This is a genomic window from Methylotuvimicrobium alcaliphilum 20Z (assembly GCF_000968535.2).
GTDB classification, from domain to species: domain Bacteria; phylum Pseudomonadota; class Gammaproteobacteria; order Methylococcales; family Methylomonadaceae; genus Methylotuvimicrobium; species Methylotuvimicrobium alcaliphilum.
In genome coordinates this window covers 2,462,233-2,488,489 of record NC_016112.1, presented here as the reverse complement: position 1 = coordinate 2,488,489, position 26,257 = coordinate 2,462,233, and the positions used below count along the sequence as shown (strand labels likewise).

The 26,257-nt window shown below is 49.6% G+C and carries 20 protein-coding genes; 19 read left to right on the top strand and 1 reads right to left on the bottom strand.

Annotated features, from left to right (window positions below):
- The first annotated feature begins 33 nt into the window (after nt 1-33).
- The 3 genes from MEALZ_RS10730 (at nt 34) to MEALZ_RS10720 (ending at nt 3,259) form a co-directional block, all read left to right on the top strand.
- Nucleotides 34-1,374, top strand: coding sequence for a sigma-54-dependent transcriptional regulator (locus tag MEALZ_RS10730; RefSeq protein ID WP_014148663.1), 1,341 nt, complete (start codon nt 34-36; stop codon nt 1,372-1,374).
- 599 nt (nt 1,375-1,973) lie between these two features.
- Nucleotides 1,974-2,975, top strand: a complete 1,002-nt coding sequence (locus MEALZ_RS10725) for a chymotrypsin family serine protease (RefSeq protein WP_014148662.1) — start codon at nt 1,974-1,976, stop codon at nt 2,973-2,975.
- Between the two features lie 65 nt (nt 2,976-3,040).
- Nucleotides 3,041-3,259, top strand: coding sequence for a hypothetical protein (locus MEALZ_RS10720; protein ID WP_046061534.1), 219 nt, complete (start codon nt 3,041-3,043; stop codon nt 3,257-3,259).
- A 187-nt stretch (nt 3,260-3,446) separates the two neighbouring features.
- Here the strand turns inward: MEALZ_RS10720 and MEALZ_RS10715 are convergent, their stop codons facing one another.
- Entirely contained in the window at nt 3,447-4,139 is a 693-nt protein-coding gene (locus MEALZ_RS10715; protein WP_014148660.1) for a LysR substrate-binding domain-containing protein, read from the bottom strand.
- Between the two features lie 66 nt (nt 4,140-4,205).
- Here MEALZ_RS10715 and MEALZ_RS10710 point away from each other — a divergent pair, with 66 nt between their 5' ends.
- The 16 genes from MEALZ_RS10710 (at nt 4,206) to MEALZ_RS10630 (ending at nt 26,253) form a co-directional block, all read left to right on the top strand.
- A complete protein-coding gene (locus MEALZ_RS10710; RefSeq protein ID WP_014148659.1) occupies nt 4,206-5,078 on the top strand; it encodes a pirin family protein in 873 nt (290 codons plus the stop codon).
- A gap of 705 nt (nt 5,079-5,783) precedes the next feature.
- The gene (locus MEALZ_RS10705) at nt 5,784-7,706 is read left to right on the top strand and encodes a PrkA family serine protein kinase (protein ID WP_014148658.1); all 1,923 of its coding nucleotides are present in this window, start codon (nt 5,784-5,786) and stop codon (nt 7,704-7,706) included.
- Between the two features lie 17 nt (nt 7,707-7,723).
- Entirely contained in the window at nt 7,724-8,986 is a 1,263-nt protein-coding gene (locus MEALZ_RS10700; protein ID WP_014148657.1) for a YeaH/YhbH family protein, read from the top strand.
- Nucleotides 8,983-10,479, top strand: coding sequence for a SpoVR family protein (locus MEALZ_RS10695; protein ID WP_014148656.1), 1,497 nt, complete (start codon nt 8,983-8,985; stop codon nt 10,477-10,479). The genes MEALZ_RS10700 and MEALZ_RS10695 overlap by 4 nt, the downstream gene beginning before the upstream one ends.
- A 285-nt stretch (nt 10,480-10,764) precedes the next feature.
- Complete coding sequence (locus MEALZ_RS10690; RefSeq protein ID WP_014148655.1) at nt 10,765-11,406, top strand: DUF4255 domain-containing protein; 642 nt, start codon at nt 10,765-10,767, stop codon at nt 11,404-11,406.
- On the top strand, nt 11,399-12,406 hold the full coding sequence (locus tag MEALZ_RS10685; RefSeq protein ID WP_014148654.1) for a hypothetical protein: 1,008 nt from the start codon (nt 11,399-11,401) through the stop codon (nt 12,404-12,406). Before MEALZ_RS10690 ends, MEALZ_RS10685 begins: the two co-directional genes overlap by 8 nt.
- Nucleotides 12,407-12,431: 25 nt before the next feature.
- Entirely contained in the window at nt 12,432-13,871 is a 1,440-nt protein-coding gene (locus tag MEALZ_RS10680; protein ID WP_014148653.1) for a phage tail sheath family protein, read from the top strand.
- 42 nt (nt 13,872-13,913) lie between these two features.
- Nucleotides 13,914-14,351, top strand: coding sequence for a phage tail protein (locus MEALZ_RS10675; protein ID WP_014148652.1), 438 nt, complete (start codon nt 13,914-13,916; stop codon nt 14,349-14,351).
- A 5-nt stretch (nt 14,352-14,356) separates the two neighbouring features.
- Nucleotides 14,357-14,797: a phage tail protein gene (locus MEALZ_RS10670; protein WP_014148651.1), complete on the top strand. Its 441-nt coding sequence runs from the start codon at nt 14,357-14,359 to the stop codon at nt 14,795-14,797.
- Nucleotides 14,798-14,804: 7 nt separating this feature from the next.
- Nucleotides 14,805-14,993: a DUF5908 family protein gene (locus tag MEALZ_RS10665; protein WP_014148650.1), complete on the top strand. Its 189-nt coding sequence runs from the start codon at nt 14,805-14,807 to the stop codon at nt 14,991-14,993.
- Nucleotides 14,993-15,700, top strand: a complete 708-nt coding sequence (locus tag MEALZ_RS10660; protein WP_014148649.1) for a CIS tube protein — start codon at nt 14,993-14,995, stop codon at nt 15,698-15,700. Before MEALZ_RS10665 ends, MEALZ_RS10660 begins: the two co-directional genes overlap by 1 nt.
- The gene (vgrG, locus tag MEALZ_RS10655) at nt 15,697-17,463 is read left to right on the top strand and encodes a type VI secretion system tip protein VgrG (protein ID WP_014148648.1); all 1,767 of its coding nucleotides are present in this window, start codon (nt 15,697-15,699) and stop codon (nt 17,461-17,463) included. The genes MEALZ_RS10660 and vgrG overlap by 4 nt, the downstream gene beginning before the upstream one ends.
- A 12-nt stretch (nt 17,464-17,475) precedes the next feature.
- Complete coding sequence (locus MEALZ_RS10650) at nt 17,476-17,745, top strand: PAAR domain-containing protein (protein WP_014148647.1); 270 nt, start codon at nt 17,476-17,478, stop codon at nt 17,743-17,745.
- A 1-nt stretch (nt 17,746) separates the two neighbouring features.
- Nucleotides 17,747-18,184 (top strand): GPW/gp25 family protein, encoded by a 438-nt coding sequence (locus MEALZ_RS10645; protein WP_014148646.1) that lies wholly within the window; start codon nt 17,747-17,749, stop codon nt 18,182-18,184.
- A gap of 3 nt (nt 18,185-18,187) precedes the next feature.
- A complete protein-coding gene (locus MEALZ_RS21005; RefSeq protein ID WP_014148645.1) occupies nt 18,188-22,585 on the top strand; it encodes a baseplate J/gp47 family protein in 4,398 nt (1,465 codons plus the stop codon).
- Complete coding sequence (locus tag MEALZ_RS10630; protein ID WP_014148644.1) at nt 22,582-26,253, top strand: hypothetical protein; 3,672 nt, start codon at nt 22,582-22,584, stop codon at nt 26,251-26,253. Before MEALZ_RS21005 ends, MEALZ_RS10630 begins: the two co-directional genes overlap by 4 nt.
- The last annotated feature ends 4 nt before the right edge of the window (nt 26,254-26,257 follow it).

Below are 26,257 nucleotides of genomic sequence, written 5' to 3'. Positions count from 1 at the left end.
ACGCTGTTTATTGCGATAAGTATGGGGAGTTCGATGAATAAACCAACGATTTTATTTGCCGTTCAGAGTTATGAGCTAAAGCAATCGATACAGACCGTCTTACATCATCAAGCAGTCGAATTGGTCGAAGCTAAGACTTGTCAGGAAGCGTTGAAATACTTTCAAACATCGAATCCGCAATTACTGATCCTCGAATCTCCATGCCAGGACGGTGTCGATACGCTGGCTATTGTTAAATCCTTTCATGAAAGAGACCGAAGATTTCCGGTTATCTTGGTCACAATGCAAGGATCTGAAAGGCTTGCGATTTCGGCATTACGCATAGGGATTAAGGATTATTTTGAATATCCGTTTTCCGATCGAGACTTGATTGATTCGATCACTAAATTGTTAAGCCCCCGGGCCTCAACGGTTTCTAGCGCCCAGGCTTTAAATTCGGCCCTTCATCACCCTTTCGTCGGAAGTAGTCATTCGATGCAAAAGGTAAAAACCTATTTGCAAAAAGTCGCTCATGTCGACAGTCATGTGCTGGTTACCGGAGAAACGGGAACCGGAAAGGAGCTCGTTGCTAAATTTATTCACACTTATAGTCAACGCTCGCATAAACCCTTCATCGCGATTAATTGCGCGGCCTTACCCGATAGTTTATTGGAAAGCGAATTATTCGGTTACGAAAAAGGGGCATTCACCGGCGCACAAACCGCATATGCGGGAAAATTAAAAATGGCGGATGGGGGTACGGTCTTTTTCGACGAAATCGGGGATATGAGCCCATACGCGCAAGCTAAAATACTCCGCGTTCTGGAAAGCAAAGAGGTTTATCCGTTAGGCGCTAAACAAAGCGTTGCACTCAATATTCGAATTATCGCGGCCACTAATCGGCATTTGGAAAAAATGATGTTGGCAAAAGAATTTAGGGACGATCTTTATTTTCGCCTCAATGTAGCCCGAGTTCATTTACCCCCTTTACGGGAACGCAAAGAAGATATTCCGGAATTACTCAATTTTTATCTCAAGCAATTCAATCAGCAATTTGGGTTAAATCTGCTCGGCTTAAGTGTAGAAGCCTTAGAGGCTTTATTCGATTATCATTGGCCGGGGAATATACGTGAATTAAAAAACGTCTTAGAAACCGTCTTTATAGACTCCCCTCGTGAACGAATTTCCAGAGACGATTTGCCGGAACTGATTCGCGGCAACAAAATGTCTGAGACATTTTCAGGTCGGGATGACCGTGAACGTGAGTATCTGTTGGCCGCTTTAAGCGCTGCAAATTGGAATAAAAGTAAAGCCGCCGAACAGTTGCAATGCTCGAGAATGACACTTTACCGAAAGATGGAAAAACATCGAATAAGCACTAAAAAAGCCTATTAAAATACTGTCCCAAAAGGGTGTAAAACTGTAACGGACTGTAACATCTAGCTGTTACAAATTCTAAGGACATGTTTTTTATTCAAAAATTTCTTAATCCTCACTTACTAGCACGGTCTTTGTCACATCGACTTGTGACACTTTCGATACCTCGCATTCCTTTTCTTGTAATTTAAAGATTATTTATCAATAAGTTGGCATCATTTTTTTAGATAGTTTTGTTGGTATCATTATTGTCTGTTTATTAACAGGTAGAAAGTATTTTGTATATGGAATCGACGCACTTAGGATTACGTGATAAATAACGTCCTGGAACTGTAAGCTTTGTTGAGGGTTCGGTAACTCGCTTGACAGGACGCCGTGAATACGTCCATGTAGGCTTGACGGCGGCTTTCCCTGCCGCCGACACCTGCCGATCGAGTTACCGAACCCTCTGTAAAATGGGGAAGTTATTTACGGCTAAATCCTTAAAGAATTTAGTTGTTCAACAAGATAATTTCTTCTGTGAAACAAATGTTTTTTTTCAGGGTCAGGGTATGAGTCTCGTAAACGCCAACTTTATGTAAGCTCATTATTCAAATAATAAATTTAGGGAGAAAGATATGGCTAACACGATTCAAGACATCAGACAATTGCTGTACGGCGCTCGCAGGCAATTGATGAATAAACCGAATGTCATTGCGACAGGCGTCGGATACAAAATAACCGGTGGCGTTAAAACCGAGGAACTGTGTATCACCTGTTCGGTAAGCGAAAAGGTCAATAAAGCCGATTTAACCTCTTCGGACATGGTGCCTTCAGCTATTGAGGATACGCCGACCGATGTCATTCAAACCAAAAGGTTTAGAGTTTTTCAAGATCCTACCGGTCGTTTCAGACCTGCTCCGGGTGGTGTGTCAATTGGGCATATCGATATTTCAGCCGGAACCCTAGGGTGCTTAGTAAGAAAAAACGGAGAGTTTTATATTCTCTCCAATAACCATGTTCTGGCCAATGTCAATGCCGCCAATATCGGGGATCCGATTATACAACCGGGCGCTCATGATGGAGGAAAATTTCCTGACGATCATATAGCCGATCTGGCCGATTTCGTACCGATCAATATCAGCGGCATGGTGCCGAGCGATTGCAATGTCGCCGGTGTAGTTGCCGATATCCTAAATACATCTGCCCGTTTTTTCGGAAGCAGCACGCGCTTGCAATCGGTCCGTGCGCAAGCCACTGAAAATTTGGTCGATTGTGCGATCGCGAAACCCTTACAGCCCGATTGGGTTATCGATGAAATTTTACAAATCGGCACAATTGAGGGTATGGCTGAAGGTGAATTAGGCATTGATGTTCAAAAATACGGGCGCACTACTCAATATACCACCGGAAGAATAGAGCAAATCGATGTAACGGCTAATGTGCAATTGGGCGGCGGACGCTATGCGGTCTTTACCGATCAATTAATGGCCGGAGCCATGAGTCAGCCCGGAGATAGCGGTTCGGCAGTATTGGATATGCAAGGTAATATCGTCGGCTTGCTGTTTGCCGGCAGCGAAGAAACGACTTTGATTAACCGGATTCAAAACGTATTTACAGCGTTAGGAGTGTCCCGCTGATGCGGCGCCTAATGCTATTGATCAGTTTGATAATTTTAGCGGCATGCGGCGTTAATGAGACGGCAATGAATGCATCGATCCAAGAGGTAAAGAATAAACATCAACCCGAGTTGTTGCAATTACCGGGCGTCGTATCGGTAGGGATTGGTCTTGACGAGGAGGGACGACAAGCGATTATCGTCGGATTAGCTGAAGATAATCGCAATGACAAAGTGCGCATACCGGAAACAATCGAAGGATATTCCGTAAAAGTCCAGGTTGTAGGAACGATAAAGGCTCAGTGATTCGGCAAAGAATTTATAAATATTCCTTCCTTTTCCTACTCCTTTTTGATCGAAAAACCTTCTAAAAGTATAAGGTAATAGAGGAGCGCCGCAAAGCCTACTCCTTGTAGAAGTTATTTTGCGCATATTCCTTAGCTAATTTTTGAGTATAAAGGGAGTAAATCAACAACATTTCTATGAGCTTCAGCTAGTTTTCGTCTAACGTTTTATAACGCTCCGCCAGAAATTCGAGTAAAGCCCTTACCGAGGGTAGTAACCCTCGCCGAGAGGGATACACGGCATGAATGATTTCTCGATTAGGCTTCCATTCCGGCAAAACTTCAACCAGCTTGCCATCGGCCAATTCATTGCCCATGAACATCGCGGGCAACTTAACGACACCAATCCCGGCAATCGCAGCCAATCTTAAGGCCAACATGTCATTGCTGATGAATTTGGGTCGATGGCGAACTGAGACTTGTATCTGCCCGGGGCCTCGTAATAGCCAAACGTGTTCATCCTGAGGTGTTCCGTGCGACAGGCTTGGCCAATTGTTAAGATCCGCTGGGGTTTTCGGCAAGCTGTATTGCTTTATCAGGCCGGGGCTTGCAGCTAGGCATTGCCGACGTTCCGAAAAAACACGCATGACCAGGTCGCTGTTTTCTATCGGAGGTTGACGGACTCGAATGGCAAGGTCGATTCTTTCCGCAACAGGATCGACAATGCGATTGCCGGCTTCAAGATGAATGGCGACGGCAGGGTTCAATGCCATGAATTCTGCAAGCATCTTTCCGACATGGGCATGCAGCAATGCCGGAGGGCAGGTTAGCCTGACCGTTCCGCAGGGTATCGCTCGAGTGATATCGATGGATTCTTGAGCCGCCTCCGCTTCTATTAGCATGGCATTGGTGCCTCCTTAGGCACTGCCGAAATTTGAAGTGCGAAAGGTATACATCAGGAGCAAGCGATGAAAAGAATTTTGGCCATTCAAAGCGCACCATCGAGACACTGGGTAGGTGACGGTTTTCCGGTACGGTCCTTGTTTACCTACGGTTCCGGGCAAACCGATAGAGTCAGTCCGTTTTTGCTTCTCGATTATGCAGGCCCCGAATATTTTGCCGGCGCCGATAAACCGCGCGGAGTCGGCGAACATCCGCATCGGGGATTCGAAACCGTCACGCTGGTTTATCAAGGCGAGGTGGCGCACAAGGATTCGACCGGGCAGGGCGGCGTAATCGGGCCCGGCGATGTTCAATGGATGACTGCGGGCTCGGGAATCCTGCATGAAGAATTTCACTCCGAAAGCTTTACTCAAACGGGCGGGATGCTCGAAATGGTTCAGCTCTGGGTCAATCTGCCGGCCGAGCACAAAATGACTCGGCCCAACTATCAGGCCATCTTGAGCCGGTCGATTCCGGAAGTCGAATTGCCGGACAAAGCCGGGACGATTCGGGTCATTGCCGGAAGTCATGCCGATACGGTTGGGCGGGCGCAGACGTTTTCGCCGATGACCGTTCTGGACATGCGCCTCAATTCGGGACAATCCAAAATAAACGTGCCTGATGGTTGGAATACCCTGTTGGTCGTGTTGCAAGGCAAGATCAAAATCAATAATGACCGTGTTGCCGAAGCGGCTCAATTAGTCGTATTGGATCGTGCCGGCGCTTACCTCGACATCGAAACCGGCGATGACGCAAAGGCGCTTTTATTGGCAGGAGAGCCGATCGACGAGCCGGTCGTCGGCTACGGGCCGTTCGTAATGAACAGCGAGATCGAAATTCGTCAGGCCTTGGCCGATTACCGTGCGGGCAAATTCGGTAGGATTCCCGCATCCGGTTGAGACGTACCATTCGACGAACGGGGTGGTCTAATCCGCATTATCCCGTTCGGCTTTATTAAAGCTATGTTCGCGTTAATAGTTGAAATTACTACTACGCACGCTGTGCGTACCACAGCAGTCCACTGCCATAAAGTTTAGGGAAGCCCGTCATTCCGCCATGGACTGGCGGAATCCAGTACCATGGATGGCAAGCTTTTTAGGCACAGTAGAGCCTAAATGCAAGCATTACTTATTTCTGTGATGGCTTATAACTTAATGGCAGTGACCACAGCAGTCCCACCCGTAGTTTAACGCGCCTTCATGTGTTGCCTTGTGCCGACATAAGGTACGCTCAACGTACCCTACAATCCACATTGAACTTTTAAGTGCTTCCGGTAGTGGTGGGTGTTTCAACTATTACCGCATACATAGTTTTTATTAACTTCACCTGTAACTCCCTATCGTAGAACTTGTCTAAGGAAAAAATCCTCCGATTTCACTTAGCCGGCGCCGGCAATTGAATTGCTATAGTAATACGAGAAACGTTTGGCATAATGAGCGACAACGGCATAGCAAGTGAAACTTATAGTAAAAAATACTGTTTAAACCTAAAGACACTCAAAAACATAAGTTCATATTCTAATGTTTTGTGTGACTTTGGAGACAATGAGCGCATCCATGGTCTAATGACAAATAAATGAAGTAATCAATCATTGTGGGGTTGTGATGAGTATATTTGAGCGTTATACAGCAAAATACGAGGAATTAAAGGACGAAGAATTGACTCTTCCGGAATACTTGGAGCTTTGCAAAAAAGATCCGCTGACTTATGCCAGCCCGGCCGAGCGCATGCTAGCGGCTATAGGGGAGCCGGAATTATTGGATACGCATAACGATCCCAGACTTAGTCGAATATTTTCCAATAAGGTCATAAAAATTTATCCTGCTTTCCGCGAATTTTACGGAATGGAAGAAGTCATCGAGCAAATAGTCGCATTTTTCCGTCATGCGGCCCAGGGTCTGGAAGAAAAGAAACAGATTCTTTATTTGCTGGGTCCGGTCGGCGGCGGTAAATCTTCGCTGGCCGAACGGCTTAAAGTATTGATGGAAAAAGCACCGTTTTATGCGATTAAAGGTTCGCCGGTATTCGAATCGCCATTGGGGCTTTTCAATGCCGATGAAGACGGCGATATTCTTGAAAAAGACTACGGCATCCCCGGCCGTTACCTCAATACCATCATGTCGCCTTGGGCGACGAAACGGCTGCATGAGTTCAACGGCGATATACGCCAATTTAGAGTCGTTCGGATTCGTCCTTCTATTCTTAAACAGGTTGCCGTTGCCAAAACCGAGCCGGGCGATGAAAACAATCAGGATATTTCATCGCTAGTCGGTAAAGTCGATATCCGTAAACTGGAACTGTATTCTCAAGACGATCCCGATGCCTACAGCTATTCGGGCGGCTTGTGCCGGGCCAACCAAGGCTTGCTGGAATTCGTGGAAATGTTCAAGGCGCCGATCAAGGTACTACATCCGCTGCTGACCGCGACGCAGGAAGGCAATTACAAAGGCACGGAAGGTTTTCCGGCGATACCGTTCCAGGGCATCATTCTGGCCCACTCGAACGAATCGGAGTGGCAGGCTTTCAGGAACAACAAAAACAATGAAGCGTTTCTCGACCGGATTTATATCGTCAAGGTACCTTATTGCCTGCGCGTTTCGGAAGAAATCAAAATCTACGACAAACTGCTGGAAAACAGCTCATTGCACGACGCGCCATGCGCGCCCGGCACCTTAGAAATGATGGCGCAATTTGCGGTGTTATCCCGCTTGAAAGAGCCGGAAAACTCCAATATTTTTTCCAAGATGCGGGTGTATAACGGCGAGAATCTGAAAGATACCGATCCGCATGCCAAGTCTTATCAAGAATACCGCGATTTCGCCGGCGTCGATGAAGGCATGACCGGTCTCTCCACTCGGTTCGCTTTTAAGATTCTGTCTAAGGTATTCAACTTCGACAACACCGAAGTCGCGGCCAATCCGGTTCATCTTTTGTATGTCCTCGAACAGCAAATCGAACGCGAACAATTTCCGGCCGAAGTCGAGGAGAGGTATTTGTCTTACCTCAAGGGTTATCTAACGCAAAAATACATCGATTTCATTGGCAAGGAGATTCAAACCGCCTATCTGCAATCCTATTCGGAATACGGACAAAATATCTTCGATCGCTACGTGACCTATGCCGATTATTGGATACAGGATACCAATTACCGCGACCCGGATACCGGAGAGATGTTCGACCGGAGCTCCTTGAACGATGAACTTGAAAAAATCGAGAAACCGGCCGGTATTAGTAATCCGAAGGATTTCCGTAACGAAATCGTCAACTTTGTGTTACGGGCTCGCGCCAAAAACGGCGGAAAATATCCGGCCTGGACCAGTTACGAGAAACTTCGCACTGTGATCGAAAAGAAAATGTTTTCAACGACAGAAGACTTATTGCCGGTGATTTCTTTTAACGCCAAGGCTTCGCCCGAAGATCAGAAGAAACATGAACAGTTTATCGATCGGATGATTGAAAAAGGCTATACCGAAAAACAAGTGCGCTTACTTAGCGAATGGTATTTGAGGGTGCGTAAATCGTCTTAACGCTTGAGGAGAAATGTGTGACTCAAATTGTAGATAGACGTCTGAACGGAAAGAATAAGAGCGCCGTCAACCGGCAGAAATTTATTCGCCGTTTTCGCAGCCAGATTAAAAAGGCCGTGACCGACGCGGTAAACGAGCGGAGCGTGACGGATTTGGATAAAGGCGAAAAAGTTTCCATTCCTGCAAAAGATATCTCGGAGCCTTTTTTTCACCATGGTAACGACGGTTATCGGGAGATCATTCATCCGGGAAACAAGGAGTTTCGGCAAGGCGATAAAATAAAACGGCCCGAAAGCGCCGGAGGCGGGCGAGGCAAACAGGCCTCCGATTCCGGCGAAGGAATGGATGAATTCGTCTTCGAATTAACTCGTGAGGAATTTTTGCACTTCTTTTTTGAAGATCTCGAGTTGCCCAACCTAGTCAAAACCCGTCTGGCGACGCTCCAGGAAACCAAAAAAGTGCGCGCCGGCCATACCAGCGACGGTATACCTACCAATATCAATGTCATTCGTTCATTGCGGAGCGCGATGGGACGGCGCATCGCCTTGCGCGCGCCCTATCGTAATAGGATTGAGGAGGCCGAAGCACAACTGGAAGACTTGCTCAAACGTTACAGCGAAACCGATGCCGTGGTTATCGAGTTGCGTGAAGAAATCAAACGGCTCAAGGAAAAAATCGAGCGCATTCCGTTTATCGATACCTTCGATTTACGCTACGACAACCGCATAGACATGCCTAAACCGACGACCCAAGCGGTGATGTTTTGCATCATGGATGTTTCAGGTTCGATGGGGCCCGAAGAAAAAGATATGGCAAAACGCTTCTTCATGCTGCTGTATCTTTTTCTGACGCGCACCTATGAAAAAACCCAGGTCGTATTTATCTCTCATCATACCGAAGCCAATGAAGTCGATGAAGAAACCTTTTTCTATTCCCGGGAAACCGGCGGTACGGTCGTATCGAGCGCACTCATCTTGATGAAAAAGATCATCAAGGAACGTTTTCCGATCTCAGAATGGAATATCTATGCCGCGCAGGCCTCCGACGGCGACAACTGGGATAACGATTCGATAGACTGCAAAAAAATACTGTCCGAGCAAATCATGCCCTATATGCAGTATTACGCCTATATCGAAATCACCGAGGACAGACATCAAAACCTCTGGCACGAATATTCGACTCTGAAAGACACCTGGAGCAATTTTGCGATGCAACGAATTGCCACAGTGGCCGATATCTATCCGGTATTTCGTAAACTTTTCGAGAAGTCAAAAGCATGAGTAGAAAAACCCTATCGGAAACATCGGAGTGGACCTTCGAGCTGATTGAAAAATACCATACGGAAATCGCCCGTATCGCAAGTGATTTCGGATTGGATACCTATCCGGTACAACTGGAAATCATCACGGCCGAACAAATGATGGACGCCTATGCCTCGGTCGGCATGCCCATCGGCTATAGCCATTGGTCATTCGGCAAGGAATTCGTCAAGAACGAAAAACGCTATCAAAAAGGCCAAATGGGCCTGGCTTATGAAATTGTGATCAATTCGAACCCCTGTATCGCCTATTTAATGGAAGAAAACAGCATGACGATGCAGGCTCTGGTAATCGCGCATGCCGCTTACGGCCACAATTCGTTTTTCAAAAATAATTACTTATTCACGACCTGGACCAGCGCCGATTCTATTATCGACTATCTGCTGTTTGCCAAAAATTATATAGCCGAGTGCGAAGAGCGCTACGGCGAAGAGCAGGTCGAAGCCATTCTCGACTCTTGCCACGCCTTGAGAAACTTTGGCGTGGACCGTTACAAACGCCCCTCCAGATTGTCTCTACAAGAAGAGCAAGCCCGGCAGCGGGATCGCGAAGCCTATCTGCAATCCCAAGTCAACGAGTTATGGCGCACCATACCGACCAAAGAACCGGTCTATAGCGCCGCTAACGAAGCCGTCCGCTTTCCCGAGGAACCTCAAGAAAATATTCTCTATTTCATTGAAAAAAATGCCCCTTTCCTGGAGCCCTGGCAACGCGAAATCATTCGCATCGTGCGCAAGATAGCCCAATATTTTTATCCGCAACGCCAAACTCAGGTGATGAACGAAGGCTGGGCGACTTTCTGGCATTACACGATCTTGCATCAAATGTATCAGGAAGGTCTGGTGACCGATGGGTTCATGATCGAATTTCTCCAATCGCATACCAATGTCGTTTACCAACCGGCCTTCGATAGCCCTTATTATTCGGGTATAAACCCCTATGCCTTGGGTTTCTCGATGATGAGCGACATCCGCAGGATTTGCGAAACGCCGACGCCCGAGGACGAACGTTGGTTTCCGGAAATAGCCGGCAGCGATTGGAACAAGACACTGCATTTCGCGATGCAGAATTTCAAGGACGAAAGCTTTATCAGCCAGTTTTTATCCCCTAAAGTCATTCGCGACCTCAAACTATTTTCCATCTTGGATGATTCCAATGAGCAAGAGATCGCCGTGACCTCGATTCATGACGAAGACGGTTATCGGCATATCCGGCAAGCCTTGTCCGAACAGTACAATTTGGGTAGTAACGAACCCAATATTCAGGTTTATCATGTCGACCGTAAAGGCGACCGTTCGCTGACGCTACGCCATACCCAATATCACAGAAGGTTCTTAGCTCAAAGCGCCGAACATGTCTTAAAGCATGTCGCAAGACTTTGGGGCTTCGATGTTCGGCTTGAAACAGTGGATGAAGACGGAACGCTGCAGACGATAATGGAATGCAAACTTTAATCCTACACAGTAATTCGAATACAACTGTCACAGTCTGTAACACCTTAATGTTACAGATTTCAAGTCTCTGTTAATAAAGCATATTCTATTCGATTGATAAGCTTTCCTTCGTTCTCTGTAACAGGCTGTTGTTACAGAGAGCAAAACGTGACGAATTCGATCTAATATTTTCTTATATTTATCAATAATTTGTATTATTAATCGATTCGTCGAGCATGGCATCGTTTTTGCCGTTTATTCATGAAAAGCTATTCAATGAATAAATTCGGTAATAGGAAGCACCGCATGATCGCACATGCTCTGACGATAGTCCTGAACGAACTCAATCGACATTTGACTGGCCATTACGGGGCGGATGTCATGAATGTCTGTCGCTTGGGGAACCTAGCCGACGGTTTCGGAAACGGGGCGGGCGCGAATCCGCGTGATGTGCTTTATTTGTCGTTGGTCAACATCAAGGAAGAAAAAACCTTAAAAAACGTGCCGAACTACACGCGCAACGACGTTACACTCCGCACCGTCTATGAAAACCCGCCGACCTTTCTCAATTTTCAAATACTGATCGTCGCCTCGCACAGTAATTACACCAATGCCTTATTGATGCTGTCGCGAGCGATACGCTTCTTTCAGGCGCAAAACGTTTTCACGCAGGACACGGTCGATCCGGCGTCGATTTCGAATAATGCGCCCGCCAATCCGCTCGATCAACTCGAATCGTTCAAACTGATTTTCGATCTGTATTCTCCGACGATGGAGGAAGTCAATCACCTCTGGGGAACCTTGGGCGGTAAACAATACCCGTTTGCGATCTATGTACTGCGTATGTTGGATTTGAAATTCCGGGCGGTCAAAAGCGAGAGGGGCGTCATTACTGAAGTCGTTCACGATTTCCGGCATAAATCCGGATTGGCGGTCGCCAATGAGTGAGCAAATTCGCGTTAAATATCGGCGCCTCTTCGAAGTGAAGGTGCTGCATCACTATTGGCTGGACGATGGCTCAACCGTATTCGATTCGATCGCCGACCCGCTGAAAAAACAACAACGCTTATCGTCTTATGATGTCCGCACCTTCCTTGAGATTCGGCCGACCTCATCGACAGAGAAACAGCTTGAAGCCTATCGGGCTATTGTGATCAATAGCACTTTGGGCGTGATCGCGGCGGTTCCGGAAGAGGCTGTTATCGCTAGCGATGCGCTTTTCGAGTTTGCGGTTATCGTGCGCAACCCGGCATTCATTAATTACACCGCGTTGACGCTGAGACGGCAACGCATCGTCGATCTTTATGATGCCGAACTAGGCAAACGTTATTTGTACAAGGAAAACGTACCGGTCTTATCGAATTTGACCGGTGCTTCTCGAGGTGCCGGCAACGATGAAGTCCTGTTTTTATCCAAGGAATTTCCGGCTATCGCCAATGACGATCTCGTCGAAGCGATAGGCTTATCGGGCAACTCGCTGACACAGCTTATCGCAGACCAGCCGGGCGATCTCCTTCATACGATTACCGATCAAGCCGGGCTTTGGCCGGTTTATGTACATCAAGGCGATGTTCCGGTAATGGAAGTGCCGGAGATGGAGGGCGCGGTTTTTCGCGGTATTGCCTTGGATTCGAATCTGCCGAAGGATGTATTTGCGCTGATTCGCTTGCATGCCGAAAGACCGGGCGATAGCCGATTCAGTTTGATCGATAGTCAGGGCAGGGCAAAGCAAACCCCGCCTTCGTTTCATGTGCGACTAAAAAATCGCTCGACATTTTGGCATTATTTAAACCAAAGCAACGGTTCCTTGGAATTCGAAACCGCCGAGCCGTTGCCCTCAACTTATTTCGGCAATGCCGGCAATCGCCGCAAACCCTCCGAAAACTCAGTCAAGCCGGTTTTAAGCGGCGATAGAGTGATTAAACTCGTTTCGGAGATTTATGAGTAATCTTTAATATGAATCGGTAATTATCATGGCTACAGCGTATAAAACTCCTGGCGTTTATATCGAGGAAATTCCGAAATTCCCTCCGTCCATTGCACCGGTCGAAACCGCGATTCCCGCGTTTATCGGTTACACCGAGAAGGCCATGGAATTCGTTGATGACGACCTTCATCTCAAACCGACGCGTATTGCCTCGCTGGTTGAATACGAAAGTCTTTTCGGCGGTCCCCAACCCGAGGAGGCAATAGTCGTGACGCTCAACGAAACGCAGGACGAAGACGGAAATACATTGACACAAACGGCGGTTGCGACATTGGCGGAAGGCAACCGTTCGAAACATGTTATGTATTATGCGCTGCTATTGTTTTTCGCGAACGGTGGCGGACCTTGCTATATCGTTTCGGTCAACCCTTATAAGGATTTGGGCGGTGATCTGGTTAGAAACGATCTGGAGGCAGGATTGGAAGCATTGGAAACTGCGGACGAACCGACCTTGATCATATTTCCGGAAGCACAGTTTCTCAGTGGTATCAGCGACTTCGCGACCTTACACAATCGGGCGTTGGCGCAATGCGAAGCCTTGAAAGACCGTTTCGTCATCATGGATGTTCACGGAGGGTCGGTGTCGATGTCCAACAGCGCCGCTAACCTGTTGACCGGCATCGGTAATTTTAGAAGCGACGGAATCGGAGCGAACAATCTCAAATACGGTGCGGCCTATGCGCCGAATATAGAAACCGTACTCGATTTCGCGATCGATGAAAATGAAGTCGATTTCGTTCATGTGATCGACGGCACGTCAGCGAGCCCTGTTAAACTCGAGACCTTGATAAGCGGAAACAATCAGGTCTATCAAAAGGCTAAGGCGGCGATTCGAGACTTGCCTTGTAAAATGCCGCCGAGCGGCGCGATCGCGGGTATTTACTCGGCGGTCGACAACAGCCGGGGGGTCTGGAAAGCACCGGCGAACGTCAGTGTGACTGCCGCGATCAAGCCGACGATTGAGTTTTCGAACGTGCAGCAAGATCGAATGAACGTCGATCCGACGGCCGGCAAATCGGTCAATGCGATTCGGCCATTCATAGGCAAAGGCACACTAGTTTGGGGTGCCCGTACTCTAGCCGGCAACGACAACGAATGGCGTTATGTCAATGTCAGACGTTTTTTTATTTTCGTCGAGGAATCGACCAAAAAGGCGACCGAACAATTCGTTTTCGAACCGAACGATGCGAATACCTGGGTCAAGGTACAGGCGATGATCGAAAACTTCTTGACCGTGTTATGGCGGCAAGGCGCGTTGCAAGGCATCAAGCCGGAGCATGCCTTTTATGTCGCGGTGGGCTTGGGTAAAACGATGACGCCGCTCGATATTTTGGAAGGCCGGATGATTATCGAAATCGGCATGGCTGCGGTTAGGCCGGCCGAATTCATCATTCTCAGATTCTCGCACAAAATGCCCGAATCCTGATTTTAGCGGCCGACATACTTTAGCAAACAAGAGGGCATCATCATGGCGCAAGTTTATCCATTACCGCGTTTTCACTTTCAAGTGGATTGGGGCGGTGCAAAATTGAGTTTTACCGAAGTCACTGGCCTTGTGATGGAGCGTGAAAAGGTCGAATACCGGCATAGCGACAGCAAGGATTTCAGCAAGATCAGCATGCCCGGACTGATCAAACTCAGCAATATCACGATGAAACGCGGCAAATTCGAAGGCGACTTCGATTATAACGATTGGCTCGACGAAATCGCCAACGAACGAGTCGAAGGCCGCCGCGATGTCGTGATTCGTTTATTGAACGAAAAACACGAACCGGTTGCGGCTTGGTCGGCGACACGTTGTTTTCCGGTCAAGGTCACCGCGCCCGATTTAAAGTCCGACGCCAATGAAGTCGCGATCGAAACCATCGAAGTCGCGCACGAAGGACTCAAACTAATGAAAGTATAACGCCGATGGCCGATTACTATCCGCCGCTCGGCTTTTATTACAAAGTGGAGTTCGGCATCAGCCAAGTGAGCAATGACGTCCGGTTTCAGTCGGTCTCGGGTCTCACCGTGGAATACGATTATGAAAGTTTCAAGGAAGGCGGCGAAAACCGTTTCGAACATAAATTGCCGGTCCGAACCAAGTATGCCGACATGGTCTTGAAACGCGGTATGTTGACCGATTCCGACGTGATCGATTGGTTGCTCGATGCCTTTCGCGACCGTGTGTTCAAGCCCGCGTCGGTCAATGTAATTTTGATGAATGAAAAAAGTGAGCCCTTGCGAACTTGGAAAGTCGCTCAGGCGATACCGAAAAAATGGCAGATCGGCGATTTCAACGCCAACGAAAGCGCGGTCGTCATCGAAACGATCGAATTGACCTACCGTTATTTCACGGTGCAAACCTGAGTCCGCCATGCCGATTGAAATCAAAGAACTGCATATCAAAGTCACGGTCAACCCGCCCGAAGAAGGGAGTTTATGGCAAGAACCGGGCAATGCCGGCAGAGGAGGTTCGGCGGCAAATCCGATCGACCAAGATGCCTTGATTGCCGAGTGCGTCGAACAAGTTTTACAGATTCTGCAAAATAAAACGGAGCGCTGATGGCCGAAAACGGGAAATTGGAAAAGATGTTGATACTGGCTTTCTCCGATTCGGAAAAAGCCGAAAGCGGCGGCTTGCTCGAAGCCGACGAAAGCTTCGAGGCCTTGATCAATCCGGAGAGCTATACGCTCGACTATAAGCTTAAGTTTTCCGAATCCGGGCAAGGGCAGGGGACCAGCGGTCAACAATTAAAATACGAATATACCGAACCGGAAGAAATTTCCTTCGAATTTTTATTCGACAATACCGGCATCATCGACGGTAAACCGCGCGACTCGATCGCCGACGACATCAAGGCGTTCAAGGAAGTGTTGACCGGCTATAAAGGCGATGCTCACGAACCGCGTCATTTTAAGCTGGTTTGGGGCGAGCATTCGATTTTTAAGGGGCGGGTCGTCGAAGTCGGCATTACTTACAAACTGTTCAGACCGGACGGCACGCCGATACGGGCATTGGTCAAGGTCAAGTTCAAAAGCAGTATCGAAGAAGAAAAACGCGCCGCGAAAGAAAACAAAAGCTCGCCCGACTTGAGCCACAGCCGCAGAGTCAAGGCCGGCGATACGTTGCCGCTGATGTGTTACAAAATCTACGGCGATCCGCGTTATTACTTGGAAATCGCAAAAATCAACCGATTGGATCACTTCAGGTCGCTCGAACCCGGCCGTGAAATCATGTTTCCTCCGGTCAACAAAACGGCTCGACCATGAGAAACGAATCCGCCATTCCAACGCCGGCCACTCCCGATGTCTGCACGGTGGCCTTATTAATCGACGGCACCGAAATTCCGGGACAATTTCAGGTGCTATCGGTCAGCGTCAATAAAGAATTGAACCGGATTCCGTCAGCCACGATTCAACTGAAAGACGGCGAAGCGGCGCAAGCCGACTTTCCCGCCAGTAATACCGGATTGTTCATTCCGGGTCAAAAGATCGAGATTCAGTTCGGTTACCGCTCGCAAAACGCCACGGTATTTAAAGGCATGATCGTCAAGCATAGTATCAAGCTCAGAAAAAACGAAAGCCTCTTGATTCTGGACTGCCGGCATGAAGCGGTCAAAATGACGTCCGGCATACACAGCCGCTACTTTACCGAACAAAAAGACAGCGACATTATCGAAACATTATTCGGCGATTACGGCTTGACCGGCACGAGCGATACGACGGAACCGGATTTACAAGAGGTCGTGCAATTCGAATCGACCGATTGGGATTTTATGCTATGCCGGGCCGAAGCGAACGGTTTCGTCGTCAATGTCGGCGACGATGCGATTACCGTCGGCAAGCCCGCAACCGGCGAAGAATCGGTCGTGAAGGTCGGTTACGGTTCGACCCTGTTGGAACTGGATGCCGAAATCGATGCACGTTTGCAAAGTCCCGGAATCAAGGCTACGGCTTGGCATGCGGCCGATCAGACATTGATCGAAGCCGAAGCTTCCGAACCGAAATCCGCCAGTGCCGGCAATATCGATGCCGAGACATTGGCGGCGATATTAGGCACTGAAATGCATGAAATACGCCATGGCGGCGGATTGAGTCAGCCGGAATTGAAAACCTGGGCCGATGCGCGTTTGTTGAAGGAGCGTCTAGCCAGAATCAGAGGCCGAGCGAAATTTCAAGGCATTGCCGAGGTCATGCCGGGGACCGTGATCGAAGTCAGCGGCATCGGCGAGCGCTTTGCCGGACTGTTTTATGTGTCGGGCGTGCGGCATTGCGTTTCCGGCGGCAACTGGGAAACCGATGCGCAACTGGGCCTAAATCCCGATCTATTCGCCGAAACCTATAATTTACGCCCGTTGCCGGCGGCGGGATTATTGCCGTCGGTCTGCGGATTGCAAATGGGCGTCGTGACGGTATTGGAAAGCGATCCCAAAGGCGAAGACAGAATAAAGGTTCGGCTGCCGCTGGTCGACACGGCCGATGAAGGCATTTGGGCAAGGCTTGCAACGCTCGATGCCGGCGACGGTCGAGGAACATTTTTTCGGCCCGAGATCGGCGATGAAGTCGTGGTCGGATTTCTCGGTGACGATCCGCGTTATCCGGTCGTGTTGGGCATGTGCCACAGCAGTGCGAAACCGGCGCCGGAGACAGCGAAGGACGACAATCATCTGAAAGGCTATGTCAGCCGCGAAAAGATGGCCCTGACCTTCGACGATGAAAACAAGGTCGTCGTGCTCGAAACGCCGGGCGGCAACCGTCTGACTTTGTCCGAAGCCGATCAGGCTGTCGTGATCGAGGATCAGAACGGCAATAAAGTCACCATGAATGCCGACGGCATCAAGCTCGAAAGCGTCAAAGACTTGATATTACAAGCCGCCGGTGACGTCAAGATCGAAGGCATCAATACCGAACTGAGCGCGCAAGCCGAATTCAAGGCCTCGGGTTCCGGTTCGGCCGAAATTTCCGGCGCCAGCACCACGGTCAAGGGCAGTGCCAGCACCACGATCCAAGGCGGCGTCGTGCAGATCAATTGAGGAGATGAAGCGATGTTACCGGCAGCCAGAATCACCGACATGATCGTCAGCACCGCGACGCAAGGCGCCCCGGTGCCGATCATTCCGCCGGGCGAACCGACCGTTTTGATCGGCGGTCTGCCGGCGGCGCGCTTGGGAGATTCGTGCGGAGTCGATGCGATTATCATGGGTTCGGCAACGGTCATGATCGGCGGCATGCCGGCCGCGCGTGTCGGCGATTCGAGCGCTTCGGGCGGCGCGATCCTGCCGCCCGGTATGCCGACAGTATTGATAGGAGGATGACATGAGTTTTCTCGGACGCGGCTGGTCTTTTCCGCCGACATTCAACCGGGCAAGTGGCGGCGTTACGATGCTCGAAGCCGAAGCGGACATCGCTTCGAGCCTTGAGATTCTACTGAGCACCGCGCAAGGCGAGCGCACGATGCTGCCTAGATACGGCTGTAATTTGCAGGAGTTGGTGTTCGAAAATTTGGATACGCGCATGAAGACCTTGATGGCGGACAAAGTGGAATCGGCGATTTTATATCATGAGCCGCGTGTCGAACTGGAAAGCGTTCGGCTCGACGATAGCCTGGAGCTCGAGGGCGTGGTATTGATCGAAGTGATCTACCGCGTCAAGGCTACGAACTCGCGCTTCAATTTCGTTTATCCCTATTACAAATTGGAGGGTACCGATATTAACCTAACCGCAGCCGTCAACCTCTTGCCCGATAGCGATTGAATCATGGCCAACTCGGATTGCAAACAAAACACCGATGCCTCGAGGCTAGCGCATGAAGGCAGCAGCCGAGACTTGCGTGTGCCGAAGGCTTTGGATCCGAACCATGTGCCGGTCAATGAACGAGGACCGGAGTACGGTCTGGTGTTTGCAAAAGCCTATTCGGCCTATCTCAATTATTATGACCCGAACAACAGCGTCACCGGCGATTGGCAAAGTTTTTTCGATAAGGATGTCTCTGTGTTGTTGGCTGTCGCCGCGATACAAGACGTCGACGCGTACCGCTCGGCAGTCAAAGCCTATTTCGATTTTTTGAATAATAGCGGCAATCGAACGCAAGCAGAGGCGCTCAAACAACGCTTGGGTTTCTTGTTCAGTATCGCGGCGACCATGGCCAAGCGACTAGACCGCTTGAAAGAAAACTTGCCGGTCGATACGGCGCTGAAAAATCTTTTGCAAAACCGCATACGATCGCAGTCGGCGCAAGGTTTCAAACGGCTTATCGCCTACTACAAGGCTTACGAGAGCGATTTCGGATTGACCGCCGACGAGCTGGACGTTGCTGCGGAATTGACGATATTCGGTCAAGAAGCCCAAGCCTTCGGCGATATCTATCGAAGGCCCTTTTCGAAAGATTGGATCATCGGCAACTTTCCGGATTGGCCGCATTACATCGACAGCATCGTCAAGGATGCGGGGGTTTTCGGCCCACTGCTTGACCCGTCCAATCCGAATTATTGGTTTTCGATCCATAATTCGATCGCCAGTCACAACCTTTTTACATCGATATTCGATGATTTTTTAAAAATCTATGCGCGCATCGTCGTTGAAGCCAAACAAGAATTGGAACATTCGTTCATTCAAAACGGCAATCATGAACCGCATTATGCGCTGCTGATCGCCTTCTTACGCTTATTCGAAGGGACGCGGGCCGAGATCAACACCTTGACAAGCCGGCACCTGGATTTTTATTACCGGGACATTTTACAGCTCAAGGAAAAACCCGCCGAACCGCCTCGGGTCCATTTATTGGCCGAATTGGCTAAACATGCCGACAGCCACCTGTTCGATAGTGGCGTGTCGTTCAAGGCCGGAAAGGACGAGTCAGGCATCGAGGCCTTTTTTACGAACGACCGCGATTTCATTGCCAATAAAGCGAAGGTCGCGGCGCTGAAGACCGTTTACCGGCATGGCGGCGAAGCGGTTGCCGAATTGGGTGTCAACGCGGCTAAACAGTCGGGCCGTTACTATGCCTCGCCGGTTGCCGATTCCGAAGACGGACTGGGGGAGAAACTGACCAACGAAGAACAATCTTGGCATCCTTTTTTCAATAAACGCTATAGCAATGCGCAACTGGACAGCATTGCGATGCCCGAGGCCGAACTGGGTTTTGCTATCGCTTCGCACTATTTATGGTTGGCCGAAGGCGAGCGGACCGTGACGGTCGAATTTTATTTGAGTGATATTACTTTCAATACGTTGCCCGGCGATTTGAAAGCGGATCTGGTTTGTTCTTTGTCTACCGAAGAAGGTTGGCTCGAAAAGTCGGCAATGAAATTTGAAAGCGTGCAAGGCAGGCTTCAATTGAAAATCAAACTTTCCGGGGCCGATCCTGCAATAACGGCGTATAGCCCTAAAGTTCATGGCTTTGATTTTTCAACCAACTTGCCGATTTTATTAGTCAAATTTCGGCATCAAAGCGACCGCCTTTATCCTGTGGCGTTACTCGCCAACGCAGTGCTCGATAAAATCGGATTGAACGTTGCCGTCAAAGGACTCAGAACCTTAAAGGTTTCCAATGATTTCGGTTCGGTGGTCGCCTCTAAGCCTTTCCAGCCATTCGGCCCAGCTCCGGTGGCCAATAGTTCATTAATCCTGGGTTCCAAAGAAGCCTTTCAAAAAAGACTGCTTTCAGCGAAAGTCAATTTGCAATGGCAAAATCCTCCCGAGCCTTTCGGTACCCAAGTCAATATCAAAATCGATTATTTACAGTCGGGGACCTGGAAACAAGCGACTAGCGAGACCAAAGCGATTACAAGCGATTCCTATTCGCTAGATAGCGAAATCAATCAAACCATCGTTGATGCCGCCGATTTCAATGAGCCAGTGTTTTATAACTCCGCTGCGCGTCATGGTTTTGTGCGGTTTTCGACGAGCGAAGGTTTCGGGCAAGACAAGTATGAAAAAGCTTTGATCGATTACATCAGAAAGCTGATGGATAACGATAAGGAATTGGCAAAGGGAGTGCAGACGGCAGTCGATTTTATCGGCCAAATCAATACTAGGGTGCAAGAATTCAATGATTTGCACAATTCAGTCATTGAAAATCTCAGTCAATTACCCACTCAGATGGCTGAAGTTACCAATGATTTGATTGAAAGGTTTCCTGAAGTGATCCAAAACACTGAGAAAGTTTTTGAAAAAATAAACCAAGTCTACGTCGAAATGACAGGGGAAATCGGACCTGCTATCCGTAATCTTTTACAACAATCTTTTGACGTAGAGATAGACCTTGTTGGCGTCAATGACTGGAGTAATCTTCCAGGTTTACTTACTCCTGACGATGCTAGTGAGGGAGTTCCTGATCTCATTGGTCGATTGAATGAAACAGTAACCAGGCTTTCCAATTTGAAAAATACGGTCGTCAATATTGCAAAAGAAATAGAAGAAAAAACGGGGGTCACCAACCTAACTCAAACGATCAATACTTTTATGAGTCTCGTAGCCAATACTCATGATGATATCAATCGGATAGCGAGCGAAATGATCAAGCTCGATAATGCCGGTAAGTGGGTAACTGAAAAGACATCGGTTGTTATGTCGGCCGGCAGTCAACTTATTGAGGATTTCGGTGCCCAGACTATTCAATTCAATAATAACGTTGCAGGCCTTGTTGCCGGTGTCTCGACGATGGTTGAGGGAATAGGCGAAGTCCTAGGTGACGAGCCTATCAAGCCCAAGCCTCCTGTCGGCCCATGGATGACCGAGTTGACTCTTGATTACACCACGGATGAGCAAATGATTGCGCTCGATAGCACCGATTCAGGCATTTGGCGGAATAGGCAAGCCTTTTTCTTTCATTTGGCGCCGTTCGGTCACTGTGAACAGCATCCGTTTCTTAATTCGACGCGTAAGGTTTATTTGATACCGGGTTTTCGTTTCCAACAAAACCATGACGAAATAATGAGCGAAGCCGAGTTTTACATCGGACTAACAGGGCTCGAACCGCCGCAAAACCTGTCGCTGCTGTTCCAAGTCGCGGACGGCACGGCCGACCCGTTGACGATCAAACCCGACCCGCATATCCACTGGAGTTATCTACGGGGTAACGAATGGATCGCTTTCAAGAAAGACGAAGTCGAGGACGGCGCGGGCGGTCTATTGAACTCCGGCATCATCAGGTTTGCACTGCCGAACGACGCCGATAACAACAACTCGATTTTGCCCCCCGGCATGCATTGGCTAAGGGCGGCGGTTGCATCGCACAGCGAAGCGGTTTGCCGTTTACAGGCCGTTTCCGCGCAAGCCTTACAGGCGACCTTTAGCGACCGAGGCAACGATCCCGGCTTCTCGGCGAAACCGCTAAAAGCCGGCACGATTAGCAAGTTGGAGCGGCCAAATGCGGCCGTCAAAAAGATCGAGCAGCCTTTTTCAGCGTTCGGCGGACGTGGCGCCGAAACGCCGTCGGCTTTTTATACACGCGTTAGCGAACGTTTGCGTCATAAGGACAGAGCGGTCGCGCTTTGGGATTACGAACACCTGGTTTTGGAAGCCTTTCCGCAAATTTATCGCGTCAAATGCCTGAATCATACTCAGTACGAGCCCGGAGAAAACGGCGATTTCATCTACCGGGAACTCGCGCCGGGCCATGTTACGCTAGTCGCGATTCCCAATCTGCGATTCCAAACGTATCGCGATCCCCTCAAACCCTATACGAGTCTGGGCTTGCTCGATGAAATCAAGGATTTTTTGAGTTCGCGCGTGCCCTGTTTCGTCAACTTGCATGTTCGCAATCCGCGCTTCGAGACCGTGCACTGCTCGTGTAAAGTCCGTTTTCATGAAGGCTTCGACGAGACGTTTTATCGCAATACGCTACGCCAAGCGATTACCCGGTTTTTGTCGCCCTGGGCTTTTGCGAACGATGCAAAGCCCTCTTTCGGCGGAAAAATTCATCAATCGGTATTGATTCGTTTCATCGAAGAGCAGACTTATGTCGATTATTTGACCGACTTTGTGTTGTATCACGATAGCGGCGGGGCGACAGGAGACGTCGCGGTCCATGAGGCGGCAGGCTCGACTGCGGCATCGATTTTGGTTTCGGCGCCGGCCGGCGAACACCAAATCGATGTCATCAAACCCGCCGCAGTGCATGAACTCGGCGAAACCTGTCCGTGCGAACCATGAAAGAGCCAGCCGTTTTCTTACCCCGACTGGATTCGCAAAAGCCTAGCGAAGACTTTTTTGCGTTGCGCCGCGAAGGCATCGGCTATATCGAGCAGGCCGGCAGTCGGCATTGGACCGATTACAACACCCACGATCCGGGCATCACGATCCTGGAAGCCTTATGTTATGCGTTGACCGATATCGCTTATCGAAGCGGTTGGGATATCAAGGACTTGTTGACCCGAGAATCCTCGACCGCCGCCGACCCGTTCCCGGCTCAAGCGTTTTATACTGCACGCGAGATACTAACGAACGGTCCCGTCACACCGGACGATTTCAGGCGCGTGCTAATCGATTTGGAGCCGGTGCGTAATGCTTGGGTATTTTGTAAGCAATGCGCCTGCGAAACCGATTATTACGCACTATGCGACGATGAGCGTTTGGTTTTGTCCTACCGGAAGCCCGAGCAAGGCGAGTTAGCCCCGAAAAAAGTAGCGGTATTGGGTTTATACGAGGTTCTGCTGGAACTGGAATCCGATCCTGAGCTGGGCGACTTGAATGCCCGCAAAATTCAGAAAACGCGCCTTTTTTATGACGCCGAAGGCAGAGTTCAGACTCGGGTCGTCGAAGTGCGTTTCCCTGATTTATCCTTGTCCGCAGCGGACGAATGGCAGGCTTTTTTAGATAATTTCCACGATTATGAGATCAGTGTTCGAATCGGTGCGGCCAAAGGCTACGATGTCTTGACCGACTCGGCTCTGGATCAGGCCGACAAGGAAAGCTATTTAAAAAGACATTGGCGGGAATTGTTCTATGTGGATTTTCTGTTGACATCGGAAGAATTAACGCTGGCAATCGACAATGCCACGCTGCGCGTGTTCGGCAATGCCGATGCACAGGGGGAAACGACGCTGGACGAACTGGAGGAGTTGCTGCTGGACGCTTCGGATTCGGGAATCGTCGGGCTCTACCGGCGCAAAACGCTCAAGATCGCCAAGGCCGTCGAACAGGCCAAGCTGTCATTGCATCAGAGACGCAATCTCGATGAGGATTATTGCCGTATCGAAGGCATAGCGTTGGCCGAAATTGCGGTATGCGCCGATCTCGAAGTGGCCTCCGATGTCGATATCGACCGCGTGCAAGCGCGCATCTGGCAGGAAATCGAGCATTATCTGAACCCGCCGATCGCGTTTTACAGTTTGCAAGAATTGCTCGATGAAGGCTTGTCGGTCGAAGCTATTTTCAACGGGCCGGCGCTCGACAACGGTTTCATCAAATCCGAAGATCTGCAGCGAGCAATGTTGAAATCGGAAATCAGAACGTCCGATATCGTCAAGCGTTTGATGGCGATCGACGGCGTTCTGGCGGTCAACAACCTGCAGTTGACCCTCTACGATTCGCAAGGCCGAATCGTCAAAGGCAAGGCTGACCCGATTTGGCAAAACGACGGCAAGCCTTTGTTCAATCCGGATCGAATCAGCGCGGCCTGGTTGCTGATGCTCGACGATCGCAGACAGCCGCGATTTTACCGCGAAGCATCGCGATTCTTGTTTTTTAAAAACGGCCTGCCTTTTCAAGCGAGGCACGACGAAGCCATTGCGACCTTGCATCAATTACGCGGCGAAGCCGAACGCCCGAAGATCAAAAATACGCCGAAAGACCTGCCGTTGCCGAAGGGAACATACCGAGATCCCGGCCATTATTTTTCGATACAAAACGAATTTCCGCAGAGCTATGGCATCAGCCCCGAAGGCCTGCCCAGCCATGCGTCCAAATTACGCCGGGCTCAAGCCAAACAATTGAAAGCCTATTTGCTGGTATTCGAGCAATTCTTAGCCAATCAAATAGCACAGCTAGCGCAAAGTGCCGATTGTTTTTCGTTGGACCCCGGCATACGTCAAACCTATTTTATCAAGGAGTTAACGCAAGATATTATCGATGGTTACGACGATCTGGTCGCCGGTTTGGATAAAGAAAAACTCGAAAAGCTGATCGAGTCCGAACCGGAATTCTTGCAGCGGCGTAACCGGTTTCTCGATCACTTATTGGCCCGTTTCGGCGAACAGTTATCCGACTACACCTTATTGCTAAGCGACCTTGCCGGCCGTCAAAAAGCGCAAGCATCCTTGATCGATACCAAACTCGCCCTGCTCAAAGGACTGCCGGAAATTAGCCGGTACCGTTACCGGTCGTTCGACACTACCGGCGAAGCTTGCGCGCAAAAGCAATATCCGGTTCTGAAAAAACGCGTCAATCTGCTGCTGGGCATTGCCGATCTGAAGATGACATTGTCGCCATTGGAAACCATCGCCGGCAAGACCGAAATCGCTTTTGAATTGATGGATTGGAATAATCGGCCCTGGTTGACCGGGACGCTTGAGCTTGACGCATACGCTGCATCGAACACCGCCGCTTACCGTACGGTCGTCAAGCAAATGAGCGACCCTGAAATTTATCGGATAGATGAGCAGACTCATCGATTAACGCTTGAGGAGGATACGATCGTATTGCGCGCCGCTCATCCGGATGATTTGGCGACAGAGGCCGAGGCGCAAAAGATCAAGGCCGTTTTACTGAATTGGAGCGCGCACCAACGAACGATCCTGGTCGAACATGTGCTGCTCAGACCGAAGTTTCCCGGCGACGCGCTTTATCCCGTATGCTCTGAAGGCGTATGTAAAACCTGCGGCTTTGAGGACCCTTATTCGTTTCGTTTAACCTGGGTCATGCCGGGCTGGACCTCGTCGTATAACGTCAACTTGGATTTGCGAGCGTTTGCCGAACGCACGATACGCCAAGAAACGCCGGCGCACTTATTGAGCAAAATATGTTGGGTCGGCAATCAAGGGATTATCGACAATCCCTGCGAACCGCTCGTGAACGAGTTGGCCGCGCTATTGCTCGAACAAAACCAGGCTACGGAAGAGGAGGCCTGCGACTGTGCAACAGCGATTTTTAGCGAATTCAGCCGAGTCTTCAATGACTGGTACCACGGCAAAACCCTGGATTATTTCGATCCGGACGTTTTGCGGGCGCAGCTGGCAAGCGAATTCGAGTCGATCCTGAATCCCGGCGGGATAGAGTGTGCCGCGGCGATCGGCGCCGTTTTATGGAACACTATCGTTTCTCGGTTGACCGAACATTTTGCTGAAATCGCCCGTTACGGCCGGCAGTTCGAACGTTTCGAAACGGCTTGGTGCTTGTGGCTTGAAGCGAACGCCTCGATCGATTGGACCGAACAGCGCCTGCAGGAAAGAGTCGAAGCCTTGTTGGCCGAGGCTTTGCTCGATGGAGACGAAACGTCGTTGTGCCGATGCGCCGCCGGCATTCTTGCCGATTACGGCACGGCGTTTTCCGATTGGCTGAACGGCTATGTCGAAAACGGCTTGGAACCGCCGGAAGATTTGTCATCGTTCGAGCCGGCACCGATCGTGCTATGTTCCGATGCTCAATTTAAAACCGGTACCGAAGACGAATTGAAAGCCTTGCTCGATAAGCATTACCAAGACTATATCGACGTGTCGTACCGGCTGAGAGTCGTGGTCAATTTGCTGGCCGATCTGAAATCTATTTACCCCGAAGCGACTCTGCACGACTGCGACGACGGCAGCGATCATAATCCGGTACGGCTCGATAAAACGGCCCTCGGTTCGCTCAATGCCGTACCACGGCCCTTTGAAAACCCATGAATAC